Origin of the sequence: Providencia rustigianii, assembly GCF_900637755.1 — a bacterium.
Classification (GTDB): Bacteria; Pseudomonadota; Gammaproteobacteria; order Enterobacterales; family Enterobacteriaceae; genus Providencia; species Providencia rustigianii.
Genome location: NZ_LR134396.1, coordinates 3,087,458 through 3,112,702 on the forward strand (window position 1 = coordinate 3,087,458; position 25,245 = coordinate 3,112,702).

At 43.0% G+C, this 25,245-nt stretch carries 20 protein-coding genes, 2 pseudogenes and 1 riboswitch; of the genes and pseudogenes, 8 read left to right on the forward strand and 14 right to left on the reverse strand.

What is annotated here, in order from left to right:
• Positions 1-20 precede the first annotated feature (20 nt).
• The 5 genes and pseudogenes from parC to nudF all read right to left on the reverse strand — a co-directional run bounded on the left by parC (position 21) and on the right by nudF (position 6,546).
• Positions 21-2,276: a DNA topoisomerase IV subunit A gene (parC, locus tag EL244_RS14140; protein ID WP_112837327.1), complete on the reverse strand. Its 2,256-nt coding sequence runs from the start codon at positions 2,274-2,276 to the stop codon at positions 21-23.
• A gap of 36 nt (positions 2,277-2,312) precedes the next feature.
• On the reverse strand, positions 2,313-4,208 hold the full coding sequence (gene parE, locus EL244_RS14145; protein ID WP_006814103.1) for a DNA topoisomerase IV subunit B: 1,896 nt from the start codon (positions 4,206-4,208) through the stop codon (positions 2,313-2,315).
• 135 nt (positions 4,209-4,343) lie between these two features.
• Positions 4,344-4,934, reverse strand: coding sequence for an esterase YqiA (gene yqiA / locus EL244_RS14150; RefSeq protein ID WP_126461718.1), 591 nt, complete (start codon positions 4,932-4,934; stop codon positions 4,344-4,346).
• Positions 4,934-5,774 (reverse strand): annotated as a pseudogene (gene cpdA / locus EL244_RS14155) (3',5'-cyclic-AMP phosphodiesterase). Before cpdA ends, yqiA begins: the two are co-directional and overlap by 1 nt.
• 133 nt (positions 5,775-5,907) lie before the next feature.
• Positions 5,908-6,546, reverse strand: a complete 639-nt coding sequence (gene nudF / locus EL244_RS14160; RefSeq protein ID WP_126461721.1) for an ADP-ribose diphosphatase — start codon at positions 6,544-6,546, stop codon at positions 5,908-5,910.
• Positions 6,547-6,836: 290 nt separating this feature from the next.
• On the opposite strand from nudF, the gene tolC reads away from it, so the two are divergent.
• From tolC to EL244_RS14175, 3 genes are all read left to right on the forward strand, one after another.
• Positions 6,837-8,222 (forward strand): outer membrane channel protein TolC, encoded by a 1,386-nt coding sequence (gene tolC, locus EL244_RS14165; protein WP_006814108.1) that lies wholly within the window; start codon positions 6,837-6,839, stop codon positions 8,220-8,222.
• A gap of 239 nt (positions 8,223-8,461) precedes the next feature.
• Complete coding sequence (locus tag EL244_RS14170) at positions 8,462-9,172, forward strand: DUF1190 family protein (protein ID WP_006814109.1); 711 nt, start codon at positions 8,462-8,464, stop codon at positions 9,170-9,172.
• Between the two features lie 6 nt (positions 9,173-9,178).
• On the forward strand, positions 9,179-10,339 hold the full coding sequence (locus EL244_RS14175; RefSeq protein ID WP_126461724.1) for a glutathionylspermidine synthase family protein: 1,161 nt from the start codon (positions 9,179-9,181) through the stop codon (positions 10,337-10,339).
• 72 nt (positions 10,340-10,411) lie between these two features.
• On the opposite strand, the gene ygiD is transcribed toward EL244_RS14175, so the two are convergent.
• Entirely contained in the window at positions 10,412-11,215 is an 804-nt protein-coding gene (gene ygiD / locus EL244_RS14180) for a 4,5-DOPA-extradiol-dioxygenase (protein WP_126461728.1), read from the reverse strand.
• A gap of 193 nt (positions 11,216-11,408) precedes the next feature.
• Positions 11,409-12,062 carry a 3,4-dihydroxy-2-butanone-4-phosphate synthase gene (gene ribB / locus EL244_RS14185; protein WP_006814113.1) on the reverse strand — a complete coding sequence of 218 codons (654 nt, stop codon included), beginning with the start codon at positions 12,060-12,062 and terminating at the stop codon, positions 11,409-11,411.
• A gap of 151 nt (positions 12,063-12,213) precedes the next feature.
• A riboswitch (FMN riboswitch) is annotated at positions 12,214-12,373 on the reverse strand.
• A gap of 190 nt (positions 12,374-12,563) precedes the next feature.
• Here ribB and ubiK point away from each other — a divergent pair.
• Complete coding sequence (ubiK, locus tag EL244_RS14190; protein WP_126461731.1) at positions 12,564-12,842, forward strand: ubiquinone biosynthesis accessory factor UbiK; 279 nt, start codon at positions 12,564-12,566, stop codon at positions 12,840-12,842.
• Between the two features lie 81 nt (positions 12,843-12,923).
• Here ubiK and EL244_RS14195 read toward each other — a convergent pair whose 3' ends face one another.
• From EL244_RS14195 to EL244_RS14215, 5 genes and pseudogenes are all read right to left on the reverse strand, one after another.
• The gene (locus EL244_RS14195; protein ID WP_006814118.1) at positions 12,924-13,277 is read right to left on the reverse strand and encodes a type II toxin-antitoxin system HicB family antitoxin; all 354 of its coding nucleotides are present in this window, start codon (positions 13,275-13,277) and stop codon (positions 12,924-12,926) included.
• Positions 13,270-13,536 (reverse strand): annotated as a pseudogene (locus EL244_RS14200) (type II toxin-antitoxin system HicA family toxin). The gene EL244_RS14195 and the pseudogene EL244_RS14200 overlap by 8 nt, the downstream one beginning before the upstream one ends.
• A 168-nt stretch (positions 13,537-13,704) precedes the next feature.
• Positions 13,705-15,132, reverse strand: coding sequence for a bifunctional D-glycero-beta-D-manno-heptose-7-phosphate kinase/D-glycero-beta-D-manno-heptose 1-phosphate adenylyltransferase HldE (gene hldE / locus EL244_RS14205; RefSeq protein WP_126461733.1), 1,428 nt, complete (start codon positions 15,130-15,132; stop codon positions 13,705-13,707).
• Between the two features lie 96 nt (positions 15,133-15,228).
• Positions 15,229-18,072, reverse strand: a complete 2,844-nt coding sequence (gene glnE, locus EL244_RS14210) for a bifunctional [glutamate--ammonia ligase]-adenylyl-L-tyrosine phosphorylase/[glutamate--ammonia-ligase] adenylyltransferase (RefSeq protein ID WP_126461736.1) — start codon at positions 18,070-18,072, stop codon at positions 15,229-15,231.
• Between the two features lie 11 nt (positions 18,073-18,083).
• Complete coding sequence (locus EL244_RS14215) at positions 18,084-19,046, reverse strand: CYTH domain-containing protein (RefSeq protein ID WP_126461739.1); 963 nt, start codon at positions 19,044-19,046, stop codon at positions 18,084-18,086.
• Between the two features lie 280 nt (positions 19,047-19,326).
• Between EL244_RS14215 and EL244_RS14220 the strand changes: the two genes are divergently transcribed.
• Together EL244_RS14220 and EL244_RS14225 are read left to right on the forward strand one after the other, a co-directional pair.
• A complete protein-coding gene (locus EL244_RS14220; protein ID WP_006814125.1) occupies positions 19,327-19,938 on the forward strand; it encodes a TIGR04211 family SH3 domain-containing protein in 612 nt (203 codons plus the stop codon).
• A gap of 7 nt (positions 19,939-19,945) precedes the next feature.
• Entirely contained in the window at positions 19,946-21,175 is a 1,230-nt protein-coding gene (locus EL244_RS14225) for a multifunctional CCA addition/repair protein (RefSeq protein ID WP_126461742.1), read from the forward strand.
• A gap of 34 nt (positions 21,176-21,209) precedes the next feature.
• Here EL244_RS14225 and folB read toward each other — a convergent pair whose 3' ends face one another.
• Entirely contained in the window at positions 21,210-21,569 is a 360-nt protein-coding gene (gene folB, locus EL244_RS14230) for a bifunctional dihydroneopterin aldolase/7,8-dihydroneopterin epimerase (RefSeq protein WP_006814127.1), read from the reverse strand.
• A gap of 114 nt (positions 21,570-21,683) precedes the next feature.
• On the opposite strand from folB, the gene plsY reads away from it, so the two are divergent.
• Together plsY and EL244_RS14240 are read left to right on the forward strand one after the other, a co-directional pair.
• Positions 21,684-22,334 (forward strand): glycerol-3-phosphate 1-O-acyltransferase PlsY, encoded by a 651-nt coding sequence (plsY, locus tag EL244_RS14235; RefSeq protein ID WP_006814128.1) that lies wholly within the window; start codon positions 21,684-21,686, stop codon positions 22,332-22,334.
• A 219-nt stretch (positions 22,335-22,553) separates the two neighbouring features.
• Positions 22,554-24,086: a methyl-accepting chemotaxis protein gene (locus EL244_RS14240; RefSeq protein WP_112837334.1), complete on the forward strand. Its 1,533-nt coding sequence runs from the start codon at positions 22,554-22,556 to the stop codon at positions 24,084-24,086.
• 55 nt (positions 24,087-24,141) lie between these two features.
• Here EL244_RS14240 and tsaD read toward each other — a convergent pair whose 3' ends face one another.
• Positions 24,142-25,161: a tRNA (adenosine(37)-N6)-threonylcarbamoyltransferase complex transferase subunit TsaD gene (tsaD, locus tag EL244_RS14245; RefSeq protein ID WP_006814130.1), complete on the reverse strand. Its 1,020-nt coding sequence runs from the start codon at positions 25,159-25,161 to the stop codon at positions 24,142-24,144.
• Positions 25,162-25,245 lie beyond the last annotated feature (84 nt).

Genomic DNA, 25,245 nt, shown 5'->3' on the forward strand with positions numbered 1-25,245 from the left:
CCCATACATTCTTGTTATTTTTACTCTGCATTCACTGTATCAACATCGATACGTTCAATATTATGCAAACCACGAGGTAGGGTTGTCCCCTTACGACCACGCTCAGCACGATATTTTTGCAAGTCTTCAGATTTAAATTTCAGTTTACGCTTACCAAAATAGAGGGTAATCGCCGATTGAGGTGGTACCACCATCAGCCAAACCAGCAGGTCTTCACCACTGGCGGCTTGCGCACCAGTGATATTAATGATTTTATTCCCTTTCCCTTTCGATAACTGAGGGAGATCTGATACTGGGAATAACAGCATTCTTCCCGCCTTAGTAATTGCTAATAACAAATCTTCTTTTTCGTTATTCAGCTCAATTGGCGATAGAACTTTGGCATTTTCAGGCAATGAAATTAGAGCCTTACCGGTTTTATTCTTGGTTACCAAATCATTAAAGGTACAAATGAAACCGTAACCTGCATCAGACGCCATCAAGTATTTTTGCTCTTCAGGTGCCATTAACACATGCTCAATTGTCGCACCTGGCGGTAACGTTAACTTACCTGTAAGTGGCTCGCCTTGGCTACGAGCAGAAGGCAATTCCAGAGGATCTACGGAATAGCTGCGTCCGGTTGAATCAAGGAAGACCGCAGCTTGATTGGATTTACCTCTGGCGGCTTCTTTAAAGCTATCCCCCGCTTTATAGCTCAGGTTACTTGGCTCAATATCATGCCCTTTCGCACTGCGCACCCATCCCATATCAGATAACACAACGGTGATCGGCTCTGACGGTAAAATTTCGTGTTCACTCAGTGCTTTTGCTTCTTCACGCTCTTGCAATGGTGAACGACGATCATCCCCATACGCTTTTGCATCAGCCTGAATTTCTTTTTTAATCAAGGTATTCAAGCGAGCTTCAGAGCCTAAAATAGCCTGTAATTCATCACGCTCTTTGGCTAATTCATCTTGCTCACCGCGAATTTTCATCTCTTCGAGTTTCGCTAAGTGACGTAATTTTAACTCTAAAATAGCTTCAGCTTGTGTCTCGCTAATATTAAAACGGGACATTAACACAGGCTTAGGTTCTTCTTCTGCGCGGATGATCTCAATCACTTCATCAATATTTAAATATGCGATTAATAAACCATCTAAAATATGCAGGCGTCTTAATACTTTTTCTAAACGATGATTTAAGCGATTACGCACCGTTTGACGACGGTATGTAATCCACTCATTCAGAATTTCAACCAGACCTTTGACTGATGGGCGGTTGTCTAATCCAATCATGTTTAAGTTAACACGATAGCTTCGCTCTAAGTCTGTGGTTGCAAACAAGTGGGTCATGACTTGTTCAAGATCCACACGATTACTGCGAGGAACAATGACTAATCGCGTTGGATTCTCATGGTCAGATTCATCACGTAAATCTTCCACCATTGGGAGCTTCTTCGCACGCATTTGGTTAGCAATTTGCTCAAGCACTTTCGCACCAGAAACTTGGTGAGGAAGTGCGGTGATCACCGCATTGCCATCTTCTTTTTCCCATACAGCACGCATGCGAACTGAACCACGACCATTTTGATAAATTTTACGAATATCTTCCGGCGACGAAATAATTTCCGCCTCAGTCGGGTAATCAGGCCCCGGAATATATTGCATAATATCATCGAGATTTAGCTTTGGTTTTTCAAGTAATGCCACTAATGCACTTGCCACTTCACGGGCATTATGAGGCGGGATATCTGTTGCCATCCCGACAGCGATCCCCGTCGTCCCATTCAATAAAATATTGGGTAGACGAGCGGGTAACATTTTCGGTTCGTTTAAGGTACCGTCAAAGTTAGGAACCCAATCAACCGTGCCATGGGCTAATTCGCTAAGTAATACTTCAGCATATTTAGATAAACGAGATTCTGTATAACGCATCGCGGCGAATGATTTAGGATCATCCGGTGCCCCCCAGTTCCCCTGCCCATCCACCAATGGATAGCGATATGAGAATGGCTGCGCCATTAACACCATGGCTTCATAACAGGCACTATCTCCATGAGGATGATATTTACCTAATACGTCACCGACGGTTCTAGCGGATTTTTTATACTTCGCTGCGTTGCTCAGTCCCAATTCAGACATGGCATACACAATGCGGCGCTGGACTGGCTTGAGCCCATCGCCGATAAACGGCAACGCTCTATCCATAATGACGTACATGGAGTAGTTCAGATAGGCGTTTTCAGTAAAGGTTTGAAGCGGAATACGCTCCACACCATCATGAGTAATTTCACTCATTCAATACGTTCCTTACTCTAATTTATCTGCTTGAGATCAGACTTCAATTTCTGCCGTATCACCCTTTTCTTGCAGCCAATTACGGCGGTCTTCAGAGCGTTTTTTTGCAAGAAGCATATCCATCATCGACATGGTTTCAGTGTAATTATCATCATCGATAGTTAACTGAACAAGACGGCGAGTATTCGGATCTAACGTTGTTTCACGCAGTTGTGGTGGGTTCATTTCACCCAAACCTTTAAAGCGTTGAACGTTGGGTTTACCTTTCTTACGGCTTAATCTGTCTAGCACCGCATTTTTTTCGCTTTCATCTAAGGCGTAGTGTGTCTCTTTCCCTAAGTCGATACGGTACAAAGGCGGCATCGCCATATAGACATGCCCTTCTCTCACTAGTTTAGGAAAATGGCGAACAAACAGGGCGCACAATAATGTCGCGATATGCAATCCATCGGAGTCCGCATCCGCGAGAATGCACACTTTACCGTAACGGAGCTGGGACATATCTTCACTATCGGGATCCATACCAATCGCGACAGAAATATCATGGACTTCTTGAGAGGCTAAAACCTCATCAGAAGAAACTTCCCATGTATTCAAAATCTTACCGCGCAAAGGCATAATCGCTTGGAATTCACGGTCACGGGCTTGTTTTGCCGAGCCCCCTGCGGAATCCCCTTCAACCAAGAATAATTCGGTCATTGAAAGATCTTGAGAGCTACAATCCGCCAATTTTCCGGGTAAAGCAGGGCCACTAGTAAGTTTCTTACGCACCACTTTTTTGGAAGCGCGTAAGCGACGTTGAGCACTAGAAATCGCCATTTCGGCCAGCTGCTCTGCAACTTGAACGTTTTGGTTTAGCCACAAGCTGAAAGCATCTTTAACAACACCAGAAACAAACGCTGCACATTGACGAGAGGATAGACGTTCTTTCGTTTGCCCTGCAAATTGCGGATCTTGCATCTTAACGGATAAGACATACGCACAGCGATCCCAGATATCTTCTGCGGATAATTTCACGCCACGAGGCAAGATATTACGGAATTCACAGAATTCACGCATGGCATCTAATAAACCTTGGCGCAAACCATTAACGTGGGTTCCACCCTGTGCCGTTGGGATCAGGTTAACGTAGCTTTCAGTGAGAAGTTCACCACCTTCTGGTAACCAAAGTAACGCCCATTGAGCCGCTTCTACTTCGCCAGATAATTCGCCTGTGAATGGTTTGACAGGTAATGTTTCATACCCGTCCACCGACTCCATTAAATAGTCTGTTAAACCATCGCTATAGCACCAGCTTTGCTCAGTTTCATTGAGCAGATCCTTAAACGTAATTTGTACGCCAGGGCATAAAACTGCTTTTGCTTTTAGGTTATGCGTTAAACGAGAAACTGAAAATCTTGGGCTATCAAAGTAGCTAACATCAGGCCAGAAATGGACACTGGTTCCTGTGTTTCGTTTGCCACAAGTGCCGATGACATGTAAGTCTTCAACTTTATCGCCATTTTCAAACGCAATTTGGTAGACCTGACCATCACGGCGCACTGTGACTTCAATACGTTTTGATAACGCATTTACTACGGAAATCCCAACACCATGTAGACCACCAGAGAATTGGTAGTTCTTGTTGGAGAATTTTCCCCCCGCATGGAGTTGCCCTAAGATCAATTCCACAGCGGACACTTTCATTTCAGGGTGGATATCAACAGGCATACCACGCCCGTTATCAATCACTTCTAAGGATTGATCGGGATATAAAATCACTTCAATGTGCCCAGCGTGACCTGCTAAGGCTTCATCGACACTGTTATCAATTACTTCTTGTGCCAGATGGTTCGGTCGACTGGTGTCAGTGTACATGCCAGGACGACGGCGAACAGGCTCCAAACCACTGAGGACTTCAATGTCCTCTGCGTTATAACTAGATTGAGTCATGTTGTCATTCTGCGGTAATAGGTGATTAATCGAACTATATCCTAAATAATTCAAATATATCGGGTATATTCAATCAGAGAGTTACTGTTGATAATAACAGTGTCTTCGTGTTTTCGCACTATTTCTATAAATTCTCTACTTCTGAGCGTGTTCTATCAGCCCCAGAAAGCGAATTATTTGAGGGAAATAACTGTCAAACCCAATAAAGGAATGATTCCCGTTTGGTTCCACCGTTTGTTTACACTCTGAAAGATAGGCAACGGCTTGGCGATAATCAAGTACCTCATCCCCCATTTGCTGTAATAACCAAAGTAGATTGGGTGACATTATCTTTTCTAGATGAAGCGCCTTTAACTCATGCATATGTTGAGGCTCTAATACATAAGTTTCATGGGTATAGGGATTGGTATTTTCACCCAAATAATCACTCAATAAATCAAAAGGGCGCACCGCTGGATTCACAAGTACCGCAGGAATTTGATAACGTTCAGAAAAGTAAATTGAAAAGTAACCACCTAATGAAGAACCCACCAAACCGATATTTTCATGCTGATGGTCAGCAATAATTTTATCGAGCATCTCTGCGGCTTGCTGGGGATAATTAGGTAATTGAGGCACTATCATTTTGATGTGTGGATAGTTGATCGACAGCCATGTTTTCAGGCTGCTCGCCTTCTCGGATAATGGCGAGCTATTAAATCCGTGGATATATAATAAGGTCGCCATCAGTAACCATCAGACTCAAGGTCAGGGCTAAATTCCCGCGTATTTAAACGGTGAACATGGGTCGTGATTTCTCGATGACCATTTTCATCGATACACAGCTCCAAATAACGCCAACCTGGAGCCATACAATCCAAAGCAAAATTCGTGCAGTGAGGTTTAAACTGAACACAAGTTGATGGTGTCGCCAGTAACCGAATACCGTGCCAATCCTCATCCATTTCTTGATGAATGTGCCCACATAGCATGGCTTTTACATTGGGATAATTCTTGAGATAGTCAGCTAAAATATGTGAGTTTCTCAGGCTATGTTGGTCCAGCCAAGTACAACCTGAAGGCAACGGATGATGATGCAACATGATTAGCGTTGTTCGCGTTGGCTCCGCATCCAAACACGCTTTCATCCATTCCAATTGTTGTTCAGATAATTCACCATGCGCCACATCTTGCAGTTGGCTATCAAGCATCAAAATTTGCCATTCATCACCGATAAATACCTGTTTTGCACTGGAAATACCGGCTATTTTTAAGGTACCGACCATCGCTGGTGGATAATCATGGTTCCCCCGGTAGCCAAACACAAGGCGCAGGAATATGTTCAATTCCTGTAGCAAAATGCTGGTAAGCTTTTGGTGATTGATCTTGAACCAGATCCCCTGTCGCCACGATTAAGTCGATAGGTAAATTCTGTTCTGCAATAGCATCAAGTACCGCATGATAGCTTCGGTAAGTATTGATCCCTAAAAGGGTATTTTCCGTATCAGCAAAAAGATGCGTATCAGTAACTTGTAAAATTCTAACAACATTAGGGTTATTAGCAGTCACTTTAAGCTGGCTGTCCAAAAGTATTCCTTTTCCTCAAAAATAGACTTAAACCAATTTATCCAAGTAGTGGAGTCAATAATGGTATGATTCTAACCTGACTACTTACTCAATATCTGCTAATTAGCACACACTTCATTAGATTAATGGTTAATTAAATCTGTTTCACCCATTTTTCATGCAATTTTTGATAATTTAGTTGCAGCCATTGAATGGCGATTACCGTCGCCGCATTATCAATTTTACCACTTTCAACCCATTGATATGCTTGGTCACGGCTCACCACATGCACCCGAATATCTTCATTTTCGGTCGCTAACCCATGGATACCTTTTGCTTGAACACTATCGACTTCACCGACAAAAACATGAATGCGTTCCGAGGTCCCTCCTGGGCTAGAAAGATAGCTAATCACCTTTTCAGTTCGCCCAAGTGTTAATCCAGCCTCTTCGACGGATTCACGTTGGACCACCTCTTCAGGAGATTCATTTTGTTCAATCATTCCAGCCACAATTTCTAACAACCACGGCGTTTCGCTAGACTCAATGGCAGGAAAGCGAATTTGCTCAATCAGTACCACCTTATCCTCTTGAGGATCATAGGGTAATACTGCTCCTGCATGTCCCCTTTCAAAGACTTCTCGGACAATTTCTTTACTCCAGCCACCCGCAAATAATCGGTGCTTAAATCGATATTCAATAATTTGAAAAAAACCGTTAAATAATTTACGCTTAGATATAATTTCAATATCATTTTTACTGAATTTAACTGGCTGTTCGATGTTGTTGGTCATGACTATCTCCTAATCTATGGGTTTTTATACTAATAAAAAACGGGTAATTAAAACTGTTTTTAAGGTTTTTTAGCCTTAGATGAGGTAATGTTTAGGTTAATTGAGACTAAATGGCACAAAAGGCTACCGTTATCGGTGGCTATCCTCTGCTACAATATGCGCCATTATTCAAATTTATGAGCAACAATAGGGTCTGTTTTGAGAGCGGTATTGACTCTTCATAGTGCAGGCACATGATACATTGTAGATAACAGGCTCAACATAATTTGCTGTTTAATCAAGGAATCCAAATGAAGAAACTGCTTCCCCTTTTTATTGCTATGAGTTTTGTGGGTCTCAGTGCTAACAGTTACGCAGAAGATTTACTTCAGGTTTATCAAAAATCGAAAGACAGTAACCCTGAACTCAGAAAATCGTTCGCAGAACGTAATCAAGCTTTTGAGAAAATCAATGAAGCGCGTAGCCCACTGTTACCTCAATTAGGTTTAGGGGCTGGTGCAACTTATGGCAGTGGTTACCGTGATGCAAGGGACACAGAAAGTACGGGTCTTAATGCTTCTCTGAAATTAACCCAAACTGTGTTTGATATGTCCAAATGGCGTCTACTGGATCTGCAAGAAAAAACAGCAGGAATTTCAGACGTTACCTATCAAACAAGCCAACAACAACTGATTTTAGATACCTCAACCGCCTACTTCAACGTATTAAAAGCTATTGATGCGTTATCTTATATTCAAGCGAATAAAGAAGCGGTTTATCGCCAATTAGACCAAACTACTCAGCGTTTTAATGTTGGCTTAGTAGCGATCACTGACGTACAAAACGCCCGAGCCAACTACGATAGCGTTATTGCACAAGAAGTTGCAGGCCGAAATGCGTTAGAAAATGCGGTTGAAAAACTGCGTCAAGTGAGTGGCGTCTATTACGGTCAATTAGCATCGTTAAATATCGACCGCTTCAAAACAGCCAATCCAGATGATGTTGATACCATCCTGAAAGAAGCTGAGCAACGTAACCTCAGCCTGTTAAGTGCGCGTTTAGCCCAAGATGTTTCTCGTGAAAACATTCGTTTAGCAGAAACTGGCCATATGCCAACAGTAGGTTTAGATGCCTCCACGAGCGTAGCAAACACCTATAATCATGGTAGTGGCTACGACAGAACGACGGGTGGCGCATCCAACAGCTACAACGGTCAAAATAGTATTGGTTTAACGCTAAGTGTGCCACTTTATACTGGCGGAGCAACTAGCTCTCAAGTTGAACAAGCACAATATGGTTTCCAAAGTGCCAGTGAGCAACTCGAAAGCGTTTACCGTAATGTGATTCAATTAGTTCGTTCTTCTTATAACAACGTGACGTCTTCAATCAGCAGCATCAACGCTTACAAACAAGTGGTTGTTTCTGCACAGAGCTCATTAGATGCGATGGAAGCCGGTTACCAAGTTGGGACACGTACAATTGTTGATGTGTTAACGGCAACGACAGCGCTATACCAAGCCAAACAAAACCTGTCGAATGCACGTTATGACTATATGATTAACCAGTTGAACATCGAATTTGCTCGCGGCACATTAAACGAAGACGATATTGCACGTTTAAATGCTAGCTTAGGCAAAGAAATCTCAACTGCACCTGATAGCATCATTCGTAATTCTACCGCACCAACAATTAAATAATCATTTGATTGTTAGGTAAAAATAGCTCGCAAATATCGCGAGCTATTTTTTTATCTGCTATTCCTTCATACCGAATTTAGTGGCTTTTGAGCAATAAGTCTCAGAAATCTAATCAATATCCTAAAATTACTAATTTCATTCAATTTGTTCAGCATTTGTACTTTAACTTTCTGCGCATATCCCCTATTCTAAGGGCAACAAAAAAACATCTTACTTATTATTAATTCAAGGTAATTACCATGACCATGAAGCGTACCAAAGATATAAATCAAAGCGCCTTCCGTAAATCTTGGCGTTCATACCGTTTGGCACCTGTGGCAGTGGCAGTTAGTGCAGTATTTATGCTGTCTGCTTGCGAAGAAAGCGATGAAACCGTTTCTCTGTACACCAATGCGCAAGATTGTAGCCAAGCTAATCCATCCCAAGCTGAGCAGTGTACTATTGCCTATAATAACGCACTGAATGAAGCTGCTAAAACAGCACCAAAGTATGCAACCCAAGAAGACTGTATTGCTGAATTTGGTGAGTCAATGTGTACTCAAGCTCCAGCTCAAGCAGGAATTGCAGGAACCAGCAGCACTCCAGCGGCAGGTGAACAAACGGCACAAGCACAAAGTGGCGGCGGCAGCATGTGGATGCCATTAATGATGGGCTATATGATGGGGAGAATGATGGGCGGTAGCGCAGCCTCTCAACCGCTGTTCAGCTCAAAAAATCCGGCTAGCCCAGCGAATGGTAAATTTGTCGATGCAACGGGCAAAAACTATGGCCCAGCAGTAGCTGGCGGTCGTTCTATGAGCGTACCAAAAACAGCCATGGCACCTAAGCCAGCAACAACATCAACCGTCACCCGTGGTGGGTTCGGTGATACCGTTAATAAACAAGCTATGGCGCAAAAATCTTCTTCGTCAGCTAAATCAAGTTCATCTTCCCGCTCTATGGGTGGTTGATAAGTAATGAAACGTGTTCCTATTGTAGAGCGCCCTAACTGGCGTGAAAAAGCGGCGGAATTTGGTTTTGAATTTCACACCATGTATGGTGAGCCATACTGGTCTGAAGATGCCTACTACCAATTTACGCTGGCTCAAATTGAAGAAATCGAAGAAGCTACGGCTGAAATTCATCAAATGTGCCTGAAAGTCGTCGACAAAGTGGTACAAAGTGATGAGCTTCTCGCTCGTTTCCAAATTCCTAAACATTGCTGGGAATTTGTTCGTAGCTCATGGAAAAGTGAACAGCCGTCATTATATTCCAGACTTGATTTGGCATACGATGGAGTTAATCCACCAAAGTTACTGGAAAATAACGCAGATACCCCTACATCGTTGTATGAGTCAGCCTTCTTCCAATGGATTTGGTTGGAAGATCAAATTGCCGCGGGTAACTTGCCAGAAAATGCCGATCAATTTAATAGTATTCAAGAGCAACTGATCGAACGTTTTGGTCAATTAAAAGATCAATATGGTTTCCGTCTGCTGCACATGACTTGCTGTCGTGATACTGAAGAAGATCGCGGTACAGTCCAATATCTACAAGATTGTGCAAATGAAGCCGGAGTTGCGACTGAATTCCTGTATATCGATGATATCGGTCTCGGTGAAAAAGGCGAATTTACTGATACGCAAGATCAGGTGATTAGTAACCTGTTCAAGCTGTATCCGTGGGAGTTTATGCTGAGAGAAATTTTCTCCACTAAACTGCAAGATGCCGGTGTACGTTGGTTAGAGCCAGCTTGGAAGAGTATTATTTCCAATAAAGCGTTACTACCAATGTTATGGGAAATGTTCCCTGACCATCCAAACTTATTGCCTGCGTATTTTGCTGATGGTAATAAACCAGAACTTGATAGCTACGTGATCAAGCCACTGTTTTCTCGTGAGGGTGCAAACATCCGCGTGATTGAAAATGGCAAAGAGATTGCTTCTGCTGATGGTCCTTATGGTGAGGAAGGTATGATCATCCAGCAATTCCATCCACTTCCACAATTTGAAGGTAGCTATACCTTAGTGGGTAGCTGGTTAGTGAATGATCAACCTGCTGGGATCTGTATTCGTGAAGATAAAGAATTAATTACTCAAGATTTATCACGTTTCTATCCGCATACGATCATCGACTAAACAATATTAGCAAACGTATCCAGCCCAAAGCATTTTATGCTTTGGGCTTTTTTATTCATTAAAAAGAAAAAGTTAACCCACTATCACCGACATCATACTCAATGATGCAGAAACAATTCCCTCAATTGGAACCGAAATATCTTCTTCACCATCCCAAGTTCCAAGAATGGGTAAAATGGGTAAAAAATGTTCCGCTGATGGATTCGATTGTTTACCATCTTCACGCTCTAATGCCTTGGTTAACGGGTGAGGTGATTCGTGGCTATGCAAATTATCAGATACAAACTGTTCAAATGAAGTTGCCCAAGGATAAGGCTCAGCTTGTGCATTTTGCCAATTCATCGCCCGCAAATTATGCACCACATTACCGCTACCCATGATCAGAACCCCCTCATCACGCAGTGACGATAACTTTTTACCGAGCTCGTGATGCCAAGATGCTGGTTTTGTGCCGTCAATACTAAGTTGGATCACTGGAATATCTGCTTGTGGATACATACGAACTAAAATTTCCCATGTTCCGTGATCAAGCCCCCACTCCTCTTTATCCTGATAAATAGGCTCTGGAGCCAACAGCTTGGTAACTCGATTAGCTAATTCAGGAGACCCCGGCGCTGGATATTGGATTTGATACAGTTCATCAGGAAAGCCACCAAAATCATGAATTGTTTTCGGTTTAAGCATGGCTGTAATCGCAGTACCACGGGTATACCAGTGTGCAGAGATCACCAAAATGGCTTTTGGACGAGGCAATGTCTGACCTAAAATTTCCCACGCTTGGGTATATGGGTTGTCATTAATGGCATTCATCGGACTACCATGACCAATAAAAATGGCAGGCATCCGGCTGGCTGTATTTTGGCTATTTGTCGACATGATGATCTAAGCTCCACTAAAAAGTTACTGTCTCCAGCATACCCTTTTTTAAATAAAACACAGTGGGGGAATTATGAGAATGATCATCAAAAAATTTGACTATGGGATAATTTGAGGGCAATAAAATAAAGGCCACAAAGGTGTGCAACTTTGTGGCCGACTCAATATGCAAACAAACTAATTGATTAACGAATTAGCTGGCTTTTTTTTCCATCTGAAGACGGTAGTTGGCTAAATCATCAATGGTAACAACCGTTAAGCCGTGCTCACGGGCAAAGACTACCACATCTGGTGCGCGCGCCATCGTACCATCGTCATTGGTTAATTCACACAGTACACCCGCTGGCTTAAAGCCCGCCAACACCGCTAAATCTATTGAAGCTTCAGTGTGACCACGACGCGCTAAAACACCACCTTCACGACCGCGTAATGGGAATACGTGACCAGGGCGGTTAATGTCTGCTGGAACCGCATTATCTGCAATCGCTGTTTTGATGGTAGTGATACGGTCAGCGGCAGAAACCCCTGTCGTTACCCCTTTAGCGGCTTCGATAGTCACTGTAAAACCGGTTTGGTTTTGGCTGGTATTTCGCTCAACCATCATAGGAATATCGAGCTGTTTACGGCGTTCTTCCGTGATACACAAGCAAACGATGCCGCTGCTATAACGGATAGTAAAAGCCATTTGCTCGGTTGTCATGGTTTCTGCTGCAAAGACTAAATCCCCTTCATTCTCACGATCTTCATCATCAAGAACGAGGATACCTTTGCCTTGGCGCAGTGCTTCGATTGCATTTTCGACACGTTCGGTTGGATTACCGAATTCGGAAAGTAGCGTCTGATTCATGGTAAAAACCTTCTAAAGTTACAATATTTAAGTTACCAGAACCAGGGCAGTCTTAGGAATACGAGAAATGAATAGATACAACAACTTATAGCTGTTTAGCCATTCAATATGTAGAACAATGTTGCACCCAAAGGTACAAGTATGCAGATACAGTGATTCTCTCCCATCCGGACTATGACCGTCGGCTCCAGATTCACACTGGATCTGCTGACCTTTATCATCTACGCGAATAAATAATAAAGCGCTCGCGGGCTTCATGCGCGATGCATGTTACCGCCGGTGGGGACTTTCACCCCGCCCTGAGATTACGTAATTAATATAACTCCAATAATTCAATGGTGCAACGAACAAACGATAAACTGGTGGGTTACTCACACTTTTCATCAATAAAAACAAAGCGAAAAGTGTACTTTTCATAATAATGTCATAAGGAGGTTTATTCATAGCGCTGCAGGTATTACACTATCAACAATTATCTATTCTGAATTGAAGGACCCGCGAATGCTCGATCCGAAAAAAATTGAACAAGTTGCACGCCAAATCCAAGGTGCATTACCGAAAGGCGTCCGTGACTTAGGTGAAGACGTCGATAAAAAAATCCGTTCACTATTACAGTCGCAACTTGGCAAGTTAGATTTAGTCAGCCGTGAAGAGTTTGATATTCAAACCCAAGTTTTATTACGCACTCGTGAAAAACTGATGAAAATGGAGCAGCGTGTTAGCGCCCTTGAAGCTCGTTTTTCTGATGAAAAAGTGATTGAAGAGAAACAAGCTGATTGAGGTGAACCAGCTCGCTCATTCAAAAACTAAAGTGCCCTGTAAAAATCGTAAGGGCACTTTTATCGATGTTTATTTTAATGCTTACCGTGGAATTAGCTCACGCTCAAGCAATTGAACTATATATTGATTTTTAGATAAATTATTAGCTGTTGCCACTGCATCTAAACGAGATTCTAAGCGACTAGGGTAACGTAGCGTAAACGATTTTATGACTTCATCATCTTTGAACGGTTTAATACCCTCTTCTTTACAACTCTCAATATACTCAGCCAGTGAAATTTTCGCCTCTTTTTTCAGCCCTTCAATGCTATCCGATACAAAATCGCAATAACCACTGACATCCAAAAATTTACCTCTAAATGCTTTGATTTCAGCTTCATAGGCTACTGATGCAGGATGCCCATCGATTGTCATGACATTGCTGCCTTTAATCATATTTCACCCCTATTACATTTTCGAACCATTCACGTAAACCGCTGACAGCGCCTTTATCCATAACATTACCAGGATGTGGCTGGTGAGTTTGAAACAAAGAACCTAATAAAATAAATTTTCGTCTCGAACCATTACCACTTTTAACGATTCCTCCTAGATTATGAATTAAGCTAATGACATCATCCCACTAAATACTTGATTTAGGTGGAATAGTCAGCACATCAATCATTGTTTTACGGTGTCTGGACGTTAATCTCATGACATCAAGTCTTGATGCCAGTTTAATTCGATGTAAAAAATGACGTCAATATATGACGTCATACAAACATTAGCATTTAAGACAAACTATCACAAATAAAAAAGCCCAATCCCAGTACTTATCTCATACCAGAATTGGGCTTTTTTTAAATACCAAATTATTTTCTAATCATTTGGTTTTCATAATATTTTTAATGATATTTGTGGTTGAAATACCATCTTCAAAATTCAACACCATCACTTCACCACCAGCAGCCCAAACTTCTTTGCTACCTGCAATTTCGTCTGGCTGATAATCGCCACCTTTTACTAAAATATCAGGCAGAATTTCGGAAATTAAACGCTGTGGTGTATCTTCCTCAAAAGGTACGACCCAATCCACTGCTCCCAATGCACCAAGGACAATCATACGCTGGTCTAATGGGTTTACTGGGCGAGTTTCACCTTTCAAACGACGAGTCGATGCATCGCTATTTACCGCCACAATTAGACGGTCACCTAATTTACGGGCGTTTGCGAGATAAGAAACATGCCCCGCATGCAGGATATCAAAACAACCGTTGGTCATCACAACGCGCTCACCACGTTTCCTAGCATCCGCAACCGCTTGTTTGAGTTGACTTTCCGTCATCACACCAAAACCATTTTCAGCACGACCACGAATGGCATTTTCTAATTCGATAGGGGAAACAGTGGACGTTCCCAGTTTACCCACGACAACCCCCGCCGCGGCATTCGCTAATGCGCAAGCTTCATGTAATGGGCGACCGGAAGCAATAGAAGCAGCCAACACACCAATCACCGTATCGCCAGCCCCCGTGACATCAAACACTTCTTGGGCTTCAGTCGGTAAATGTAACGGTGGCTCATTACGGCGAATCAAGCTCATTCCCTGTTCAGAACGGGTAATCAACAATGCAGATAACGCTAAAGACTCAAGGAGTTTCATCCCTTTTTCTTCAACATCTTGATTGTCTTTGCAGCGCCCAACAATGGCTTCAAATTCAGACATATTTGGCGTTAACAACGTCGCACCACGGTAACGTTCGAAATTGCTGCCTTTCGGGTCAATCAGTACTGGAACACCCGCTTTATTGGCTAACGCAATCATTTTCTCGACTTCGTTTAGTGCGCCTTTGGCATAATCAGAAAGTACCAACGCTCCAATATGAGGCAATGCTTGTTCGATACGCTCCAACATCGGCTGCGCATCAACATTTTCGAAACCTTCTTCAAAATCAAGGCGAATTAATTGCTGGTTACGGGATAAAACACGTAATTTCGTGATAGTTGGATGGGTGGGAATAGCGACGAAATCACAACGGACATTAACGCCATTTAGATTTTCAGTTAAGGCTTTCGCGGCATCATCGATACCCGTTAACCCAACCAGACGGGAATTAGCACCTAAAGATGCAATATTCATAGCAACGTTCGCTGCCCCGCCAGGGCGCTCTTCCACCATGGTAACTTTAACAACCGGAACCGGTGCTTCTGGTGAAATCCGATTAGTCGGACCATGCCAATAACGGTCTAACATGACATCACCAACAACGAGTACACCTGCTTGTTTATAATCAGGAAGTGTTACTTTCATCCCGTACTCCAGTCTTTTAAATGGGAAATCCGATAATTATTGGCGCCAATACTACCATATTGCGCTATAGACAAAAATAATTTGCAGCTCTATCAATTACTCAAGCCATTTTTTCCAACTTGCTAATACTAACTCACGCTGTGCTGAAAATTGTTCGCTACTGACGCGACTGGGCAACGATTGCAGTGCAAGATGGTGCAGCTCATTTCGCATAGTGACATAGGCCAGTGTTAATCCGTGCGCTTCGTCTTCCGACATAAAATCATACTGAGCCATCAGCTCAAAAATTCGCACATTATCAGACCAACGTGTCAACGCTGGATTTTCGGCAGCAAAGCGCAACACTAAATATTGCGCAATAAATTCAATATCAGTAATCCCGCCGGGATCGGCCTTCAAATCAAATTCGTTGGTTTGGTGGCTACCTAAATGCTGGTGCATTTTCACCCGCATATCGCGTACCTGCTGGCGCAATACGTCAGGTTCACGCGGTAAGCATAATGTTTCATGACGAATTTGAGTGAATTTCTGTTGTAACTGGCTATCACCAAATACCATTCTTGCGCGGATCAAGGCTTGGTGTTCCCATGTCCATGCATCATTTTTTTGGTAATCATCAAACGACTGGATTGTACTAACTAGCATGCCTGACTCCCCTGAAGGCCTAAGTCTAGCATCTACTTCATACAAAACTCCCGACGTCGTTCGGGTACTAAATAGGTGAATGATCCGCTGGGCGACGCGCAGATAAAATTGTCTCGCATCAATGGATCGCTCTCCATTTGTCACCACATTTATCGGGCAATCAAACAGGAAAACTAAATCTAAATCAGAGCTATACCCCAACTCCCAGCCGCCCAGCTTGCCATAGCCTAATACAGCAAAACCATACTTTTTTTCATCCTGTTGAGCGAGATGAGCGGGTTCACCGTAGCGTTTGACCATCATTTGCCATGCTTGATGTACGACTGCATCAATAATCGCTTCGGCGAGATACGTCAAATGGTCACTGACCTTCATAACAGGGAGAACCCCTGAAATATCCTCTGCGGCAATACGCAATAACTGAGCCTGCTTAAATTGACGTAAGGCTTCGAGTTGCTGCTCTTCATCGTCCTCAGGCACTCGCATTAAATATTGGCGTAATTCGTCTCGATAAGCCGTAAGAGGCAGCGGTTGATATAGAGATTGAGGGTCGAGTAATTCATCAAGTAGTAGAGGATGACGCGCTAATTGCTCTGCAATCATTGGAGAAGCCGCACACAAGCGAATAACGTGCGTGAGAACTTCATCGAATTCGAGCATTAATTCTAAATAGGTGGTTCGGCTAACAATACTGAGCAACAACGGCGTAATGCGTTCGATGACGCGACCTGCATCTTCGCGCTCCCCCACTTTGGCTAGCAATTTTGGCATCAGCTCGTCAAGAACATCACGCCCACGAGGACCAATTGTGCGCTTATTAAGATCATGGCGGAACATATTAATGCCATGGATCACTTTTTCCGCTACCTGCTCATCTTTTGAGGGTAAATAGCTCGCAAGTTCCTCTTTCGATAATTCGCTTTGCCACAGTGTAATATAAATTTCATCACACTCTTCAGCAGTTTCTTCTTCATCATCACTGCCAATTTGCTCGGCAAAAATGTGGTGAACCGTGGCCATTTTATCGCTAAGTTGACGATAAAAATCATCCCAACTTGAGCAGCCCATACCCCACATTAATCGAGTCTGATTTAACGCATCATCCGGTAGCGTTTGGGTTTGTTGGTCATCAATACTTTGCAGCAAGTTTTCGACACGGCGCAGAAAAATGTAGCACTCCAGCAATTGCTCAACTTGTTCACTCGGTAATAACGCTAATTCTCGAATACCGTGTAAGGCCGTAAATAATGATTGGGATTGTAAAACAGGCTCGCGTCCACCACGAATAAGCTGAAAAACTTGGGAAATAAACTCAATTTCACGAATTCCTCCAGCACCCAATTTAATGTTATTCACTAAACCTCGGCGACGAACTTCCCGTTCAATCATATTTTTCATGTTTCTCAGCGATTGGATCACACTGAAATCAATGTAACGCCGATAAACAAATGGACGTAAAAGCTTACGTAGCGTGTCGGCATAATGAACGCTGTCAGGCCCCATGATACGGGCTTTGACCATGGCGTAGCGTTCCCAATCACGGCCTTGCTCTTGGTAATAATCTTCTAATGCTGAAAAACTAAACACTAACGGGCCGCTATCGCCAAATGGACGTAACCGCATATCAACCCGATAAACAAACCCATGCACAGTGACTTGGTCAAGTACTCGGATTAACTTCTGCCCCAAACGGGTAAAAAATTGCGCATTATCCAGCTCTTTGCGACCGCCACGGGTCACCCCATTTTCTGGATAAGCAAAAATCAGATCGATATCAGATGAAAAATTAAGCTCTCTTCCCCCTAATTTTCCCATCCCTAAAACAAGTAACGGCTGAGGATTTCCATCTCTATCACAAGGGGTTCCCCAAGATTGGCAATATTCTTTATAAAGCCAATCTCGAGCTGCAACGATTAAACATTCTGCTAATTCACTCAGTTGTAAAATGGTTTCTCGTTGAGAACATAACTCAGTGGTTTGCATCCAAGCAATCCGCACCATCATGTGGTTTCTGAAGGTGCGTAATACCTGCATTAAATGATCTTCATGGGTAACTAATGCAAGTTCCTCCTCCAACCATTTTCCGTATTGCTGCCATTCATCTCCCTGCGGAAGTTGAGTACGTAGATGCTGCAAAAAACGGGAATGAGCCAAAATCTGTTTCAGCGCAAAATCACTGAATGCCAAAAAATTTAATTCAGTATCACTCAGGGGCAGCAATTCACTAGCGTGCTCTGTTAACTGATTGATAATTTTCAGATGTTGGCGTTGTAGAAGTTCAGGAGAAAGATGCATATCATCAATACCTATTCGACATTAGGGTACGTTAACGCGGTCAACCATTGAATAAAGGCCAATTTACATTTTAACCATGGGCTGCTGTAGCAAAAATCTTCCGCACTGATATTTTCATCCGCAGCATTCAAACGTAATTGTTCAAGAGGGAGATCATGCACAAACTGAGGCGCTGAATTTTGATAATGTATTAAAAATGCCTGAACAAAACGTAAAAATTCACCAAACCCCTGTTTCGCATGTTCACCATCTGCCAACCAATATAATTCGTGCTGCTGGCAAAGTTGCTGCATGTGCAACAAAGACGCTTCAATCGGTTGCTCTTCATAATCAAACAGAGAAGCAGGACGTTGTAACGGAGCGGGTGTTGAAGATAATAATGAATAACCGCGAGCGGCTTTACTCAAGGAAGAGAGATGCAGCCCATCAATATCCGCAAATTTTTTCGCCAGATTCAGGACATCCGCCACAAAACCTTTTTTTAATTCCAGCTCAAATTCTTGAATGGGTAAATCTTTTGCCCCAGCAGAAATAATGCCTTGGTCGAATACAATCTCAATTTCGCTATCTTCAAATTTTACTAACCATTTTTCACGAGTGAAATTGGTGCTAAATAACACCTGTAATTCGGATTGTAATTCTTGAAGATCTATCCCTTCAGGCCAAATTTCTTCTGGAAATGCTGCAAGATTAATTTCAGGGGATTCGATATCTACATTGTACTCAGGGCGTTGATGTAACCCACCGATGACTTGTCCCGCCGTTTTGATGGTCATTTCATAACGCCCGTCACAACCACGAATACGTAACCCCATATCCCATTGACGTAACTGTCTTTCTGCCGTATCAAAATAGATATTTGTCAGCTTGCAAGGCTCGGAATGTTGTGGTGAGAGGGTTGAAATACTCTGGCGAACAGCGTCTATAGCAGAACTCTGAGCCGATAATTTGAGTTCAACTTCTATGTGGTTCATAGACTTCCTTATTTAATAATTTCACTGTGCCCATATTACCCCAATCAATCAACGCAGAGAAAAGAAACCGCACAGAAACCAAAAATTCCAGATATTGATTCTCTTATAGAGAGTTATTTCAATGAAACCCATAATAATTGTATTATTTAGTGAGTTAGGATAGTTCTCATTATCGTTCAACATTTACATAACTCTAAGTTTAAACGTTTGCACCCGTAGACTTTACTTATTAGTATTTAATTAATACGACATTCATTCACAGTAAAAAGATAAAAACACTATGCGAAAAATTCCACTCTTATTGATTTCCGCTATGGGGTTAGGCCTGTCCTTCACAGCAAATGCAGAAACACGTTATGTTTCCGAAGATTTATCGACCTATGTGCGTAGTGGTCCTGGAACAAATTATCGGATTGTTGGCTCCTTAAATGCTGGCGAATCCGTTGAACTCATCTCTATTGATAACAAGTTTGCTCAAATTAAAGATGGCAAAGGTCGCACCGTTTGGATCCCAACGGATCAACTCAGTGACATTCCAAGCATGAAAAGCCGTATTCCGCAACTCGAAGCGGAAAACCAAAAACTGCGCCAGCAATTAGATAATATTGATAATACGTGGAATGCTCGCACCGCGGAAATGCAGCAAAAAGTTGCAGATAACGACAATATTGTGCGCCAGTTAAAAGCGGAAAATGAAAAACTGAATAATGAATTAATCAAAGCAGGCAAAAAATTAGATATTGCTGAGGTGAATTTAGATGATCGTCGCCGTGAACTGATTCTACAGTGGTTTATGTATGGCGGTGGTGTTGCCGGTGTAGGGCTAATTTTAGGGCTTCTGTTACCTCACATTATTCCACGTCGTAAAAAACGTAATGATGGTTGGATGTAAAACACACATGAAAATCTATCTTGTTGGCGGCGCTGTACGCGATAAATTACTGGGATTACCTATTTCTGATAGGGATTATGTGGTTGTCGGTACGACGCCAGAAGCCATGCTCGCTAAAGGCTTCCAGCAAGTAGGTAAGGATTTTCCCGTTTTTTTGCACCCGAAGACCCACGAAGAATATGCCTTAGCCAGAACAGAACGTAAGATTGGTGCAGGCTATACCGGCTTTAGCTGCTACAGTGCGCCTGATGTTACGATTGAAGATGACTTGTTACGCCGAGATTTGACAATCAACGCAATTGCACAAAGTGATACAGGTGAATTAATCGATCCCTATCACGGTGTAAAAGATCTTAAAAATCGTGTTCTGCGCCACGTCTCTGATGCCTTTTTGGAAGATCCTTTGCGTGTTTTGCGTGTTGCTCGTTTTGCAGCACGCTATTACCAACAGGGGTTCCGAGTTGCACCAGAAACGATGACTCTAATGCAATCCATGGTAGAGACAGGCGAACTTTCTCATCTCACCCCCGAACGAGTTTGGGTAGAGACCCATAAAGCAATAATGTCTCACTCTCCTCAAGTCTATTTTGAGGTATTACGTGATTGCGGTGCCCTCGCCGTGCTATTCCCTGAAATCGACCATTTATTCGGGGTTCCCGCACCAGAAAAATGGCACCCAGAGATTGATACTGGTATTCATATTCTCATGGGTGTGATAGCGACACTGTCGAATGATATCGATGTCCGTTTTGCGGCTTTATGCCATGACCTTGGCAAAGCACTCACACCAAAAGAACTTTGGCCCAGTCACCCAAATCATGGTGAAGCGGGTATTCCATTAATCGAAGCGCTGTGTGAGCGATTGAAAATCCCAACAAGTGCACGAGATCTAGCCCGACTTGCTGCCAGATATCACGATAAGATCCATGTCATTGGAAAGCTTAATGCCCAAGAGATCGTGCAGATATTTGATGGATTAGACAGTTGGCGTAAACCAGAGCGGATTGCTCAATTGAGCTTAGTCAGTGAAGCAGATGCCCGTGGACGTGGAGGGTTAGAGTGCCAGAATTATCGTCAAGGAGAATACTTACGCCAAGCTTACGCCATTGCTCAGCAAGTCAGCGTAAAACCGATTATTGAACAAGGATTTCAAGGCCCTCAAATTCGTGAAGAGTTAACTCATCAACGTATTCAAGCTGTAGAGAGTTGGCAAAAAACGCAGAAAATAATGGATTAAGAATACACTGGCGATAATAACCGCCAGCGATTGATTAAGCGCTTTTAGTCCCACGCTCAATAAGCACACCAATATTTTTGGCACGCACAACGGCTCCAGGTTTAGACACTTTCACTCTGACCCAAGGCGATTTGAATTCATTGAGCAATAATTGAGCAACTTCTTCGGCAACGCGCTCAACCAAGGCAAATTTATTATTTTCCAGATGATCAATAATCCGCTGACTTACAAGGGCATAATTTAAGCAATCATCAACATTATCGCTCATTGCCGCGGGTTTATTGTTCCATCCCATTTCGATATCGAGCACTAATTTTTGCTCGATCTTTTGTTCCCAGTCATATACACCAATGGTGGTAATGACTGATAATTGTTCAATAAATACGATATCCATCACGTCATTTTCTCGTTTATGTGCTGAATTGATACCACTTCAGGAAAAATATGCGTATTATCCATGTTGAAGTGAATTACATATAAAATAGCTTAAACCGTTTTGGAGTTAGTTATGAGTGCAATCGCGCTTGGCATGATAATCTTCGCCTACCTTTGCGGATCAATTTCCAGCGCTATATTGATCTGCCGTTTGGCGAGACTCCCCGATCCTCGTCAGCATGGCTCTGGTAACCCGGGTGCAACTAACGTCCTGCGTGTCGGTGGTAAAGCCGCTGCCGCAGCGGTACTGCTCTGCGACGTCCTTAAAGGGATGATCCCAGTTTGGATTGCTTATTATTTAAATGTGCAACCATTCTATCTTGGCTTGGTCGCGATTGCAGCCTGTCTTGGACATATTTATCCAGTTTTCTTCCATTTTAAAGGCGGAAAAGGCGTTGCCACCGCATTTGGCTCCATCGCAGCCATTGGTTGGGATCTTTCTGGACTTGTCGCAGGAACATGGCTATTAACGGTATTACTCAGCGGCTATTCATCCTTGGGGGCTATTGTAAGTGCATTATTAGCCCCTTTTTATGTCTGGTGGTTTAAGCCTGAATTCACATTCCCTGTCGCCATGTTGTCCTGCTTAGTACTCATACGCCATCACGGAAATATCCAACGGCTATGGCGAGGGCAAGAAAGTCGAATTTGGCAAAAACTAAAAAATAAGAAACAAAAAACCGCTAAAGAAGTCGCTCAAGAACAACGCAAAGAAGATGACTAATCATAAGGGCTGAATTTCAGCCCTTTTTTATGCTCATCATTCGCCACTCCACCTCATTTTCCTCACAAAATCACCACGTCTGTACTAGGTATTTTCACTTATTCGTTTTCCAGCGCACACTTTTAATAAAAAGTTAATAATTTGAAAAATTATTACTAATGAATAATTAAAAACTGTCGACTATATAAAGGAAAACTTAACTATAAAAGTGACTATAAAATGAGCAGAACTCCCTATATTACTCAGAATGAACATATCTTAGATGAAGATATAACCCTCATGACAACCAGCGACCTACACGGGAACATTATCCACGCTAATGATTTCTTTGTGCAGGTTAGTGGATATCAACTTGATGAACTGATGGGTCAACCACATCGAATTATTCGTCATCCTGATATGCCGAAGGAAGCCTTTGCAGATATGTGGCGAACCTTAAAAATGGGTGAGCCTTGGACTGGGATCGTTAAAAATCGGCGTAAAAATGGCGACCATTATTGGGTTCGTGCCAATATCATTCCAATGCAGAGGAATGGAGTGATCACGGGTTATATGTCGATTCGTATACGAGCCACTCGAGAAGAGATCGCCACGGTCGAACCGTTATATCAATCAATGGTAGAAAATCGAAGTAACCGCAAGATCTACAAAGGGATCGTTCTTCCTAAACGCCGTCAGTTTACGCTTTCCACTCTCAGCGTACGCTGGCGTATTCGCTTAATTTCTATCAGCTTATTTGCGATATGGCTGTTAATGGCTGTGGTATCCGGTTTATCTTCCAGCGCATTAATTATCCCCAGTTTATGTACCTTCGCCACCCTATTACTGGGTAACTTTATGCTCGAACGCAGTTTTGCAAAACCTATCGAAAATATCATGTCCCAAGCCTTAAATGTGGCAAGAGGAAATCGTAATAGCATTGACCATATGAGCCGTGTTGATGAAATTGGGCAAATTCTTCGCTCGATTGGTCAGCTTGGTTTAGTCTGTCGCTGGCTAATTAATGATGTGTCAGAACAAGTAGACAATGTCCGAAAAGATAGCGAATCTCTGGTCAATGATTGTGGCGAGTTAGACAGCCATACACAACGAACTGTCGGCTATATGCAGCAAACGGTCGCCACCATGAACCAAATGTCGGTTTCCGTCAAAATGAATGCGGACAACACCCTCAAGGTCGATATGCTGTCTAATGAAACCAGCGAAACGGCGGTGAACGGTGGTGCCATTATGGATGCAGTTGTCACGACCATGGATGAAATTGTACGTAGCACCAGTAAGATAAACTCCATTACCGACGTCATTAAAACTATCGCTTTTCAAACCAATATTTTAGCGCTTAATGCCGCGGTTGAAGCCGCAAGAGCTGGAGAACAAGGTAAAGGATTTGCCGTTGTCGCTAATGAGGTTCGTAGCCTTGCCAGCCGTAGTGCTAGCGCTGTTAACGACATTCGAGAGCTTATCAATGACTGCGAAAAGAAAGTGAGTTCCGGTAAGGATCAAGTTTATAACGCGGGGAACACCATGAAAGATATTGTTGATCAAGTGCAAAATGTCACGCAATTGATTACACATATTAGTCATGCGACCACGGAACAAGCGGCGGGAATTTCTGATATTACTCAAGCTGTTAGTGAACTGGAATCCATCACTCAGCAAAGCAGTTTATTAGTAGAGCAAAGTACAGAGACATCAAATCAAGTGAGAAGTCGCTCGATTCGCCTTGAAGATGCAGTGACAATTTTACATTAAAATGGATGGGTGGCATCGTGAGCCACCCATATCTCAATCCGCGTTTGACCTAGGTTTACTTATCCAACGGCGGTAATTCCGCTAATGGCCAACGAGGACGCACAGTCACACCCAACCCTGCGTTTGCACCACCTTTTAGGCGAATGAGACCTGCCAAGGCGATCATCGCCCCGTTATCAGTACAAAATTCAGGCCGAGCATAAAAGACTTCACCGCCACGCTGCTTGAGAACCTCTTCCATTTTTGCTCGCAAAGCACGGTTAGCACTCACGCCACCGGCCATCACCAAACGTTTAAAACCCGTTTGCTCAAGGGCGCGTTTACATTTGATTGCGAGTGTATCAACCACTGCATCCTCAAATGCTCTAGCGATATCAGCGCGAGTCTGGTCGTCACTGTCATTATCACGAATAGTATTTGCAGCGAAAGTTTTTAAGCCTGAGAAACTAAAATCCAGTCCCGGTCTGTCAGTCATTGGGCGAGGAAAAACAAAGCGCCCAGCGACGCCTTGTTGCGCCATTTTAGATAATACCGGACCACCGGGATAATCGAGACCGAGCAGCTTTGCGGTTTTATCGAAAGCTTCCCCTGCGGCATCATCGATAGATTCGCCTAGCAGTTCATATTCACCAATGCCAGTCACACTAATCAATTGGGTATGTCCACCCGATACTAACAGCGCTACAAATGGGAATTCAGGGCTTTTCTCTTCCAACATCGGCGCTAATAAATGCCCTTCCATGTGGTGTACGGCCACCGCAGGAACATTCCACGCAAAGGCTAATGCCCGACCAACGGTTGCACCGACCATCAAGGCACCGACTAAACCAGGACCCGCAGTATACGCCACCGCATCAATATCAGAGCGGGTTAAGTTAGCTTCTTTGAGCGCGGCTTGAATCAGAGGAACGGTTTTACGGATATGATCACGGGATGCTAATTCGGGAACAACGCCACCGTAATCCGCATGAACTTTGATTTGACTGTATAATTGATTGGCTAATAGGCCAAGTTTATCATCATAGATTGCGATTCCGGTTTCATCGCAAGAGGTTTCGATACCTAAAACACGCATTGCACTACCCTTGTTTATTGCATGCGCGCAAGTTTACCACTAAATTCGCATTATCGCGCAATATAATAAATAAATGACACTAAA

Coding starts and splice junctions, on each gene's coding strand:
- parC (WP_112837327.1), bottom strand. CDS start 2,276: ATGAGTGAAATTACTCATGATGGTGTGGAGCGTATTCCGCTTCAAACC.
- parE (WP_006814103.1), bottom strand. CDS start 4,208: ATGACTCAATCTAGTTATAACGCAGAGGACATTGAAGTCCTCAGTGGT.
- yqiA (WP_126461718.1), bottom strand. CDS start 4,934: ATGGCGACCTTATTATATATCCACGGATTTAATAGCTCGCCATTATCC.
- nudF (WP_126461721.1), bottom strand. CDS start 6,546: ATGACCAACAACATCGAACAGCCAGTTAAATTCAGTAAAAATGATATT.
- tolC (WP_006814108.1), top strand. CDS start 6,837: ATGAAGAAACTGCTTCCCCTTTTTATTGCTATGAGTTTTGTGGGTCTC.
- EL244_RS14170 (WP_006814109.1), top strand. CDS start 8,462: ATGACCATGAAGCGTACCAAAGATATAAATCAAAGCGCCTTCCGTAAA.
- EL244_RS14175 (WP_126461724.1), top strand. CDS start 9,179: ATGAAACGTGTTCCTATTGTAGAGCGCCCTAACTGGCGTGAAAAAGCG.
- ygiD (WP_126461728.1), bottom strand. CDS start 11,215: ATGTCGACAAATAGCCAAAATACAGCCAGCCGGATGCCTGCCATTTTT.
- ribB (WP_006814113.1), bottom strand. CDS start 12,062: ATGAATCAGACGCTACTTTCCGAATTCGGTAATCCAACCGAACGTGTC.
- ubiK (WP_126461731.1), top strand. CDS start 12,564: ATGCTCGATCCGAAAAAAATTGAACAAGTTGCACGCCAAATCCAAGGT.
- EL244_RS14195 (WP_006814118.1), bottom strand. CDS start 13,277: ATGATTAAAGGCAGCAATGTCATGACAATCGATGGGCATCCTGCATCA.
- hldE (WP_126461733.1), bottom strand. CDS start 15,132: ATGAAAGTAACACTTCCTGATTATAAACAAGCAGGTGTACTCGTTGTT.
- glnE (WP_126461736.1), bottom strand. CDS start 18,072: ATGCATCTTTCTCCTGAACTTCTACAACGCCAACATCTGAAAATTATC.
- EL244_RS14215 (WP_126461739.1), bottom strand. CDS start 19,046: ATGAACCACATAGAAGTTGAACTCAAATTATCGGCTCAGAGTTCTGCT.
- EL244_RS14220 (WP_006814125.1), top strand. CDS start 19,327: ATGCGAAAAATTCCACTCTTATTGATTTCCGCTATGGGGTTAGGCCTG.
- EL244_RS14225 (WP_126461742.1), top strand. CDS start 19,946: ATGAAAATCTATCTTGTTGGCGGCGCTGTACGCGATAAATTACTGGGA.
- folB (WP_006814127.1), bottom strand. CDS start 21,569: ATGGATATCGTATTTATTGAACAATTATCAGTCATTACCACCATTGGT.
- plsY (WP_006814128.1), top strand. CDS start 21,684: ATGAGTGCAATCGCGCTTGGCATGATAATCTTCGCCTACCTTTGCGGA.
- EL244_RS14240 (WP_112837334.1), top strand. CDS start 22,554: ATGAGCAGAACTCCCTATATTACTCAGAATGAACATATCTTAGATGAA.
- tsaD (WP_006814130.1), bottom strand. CDS start 25,161: ATGCGTGTTTTAGGTATCGAAACCTCTTGCGATGAAACCGGAATCGCA.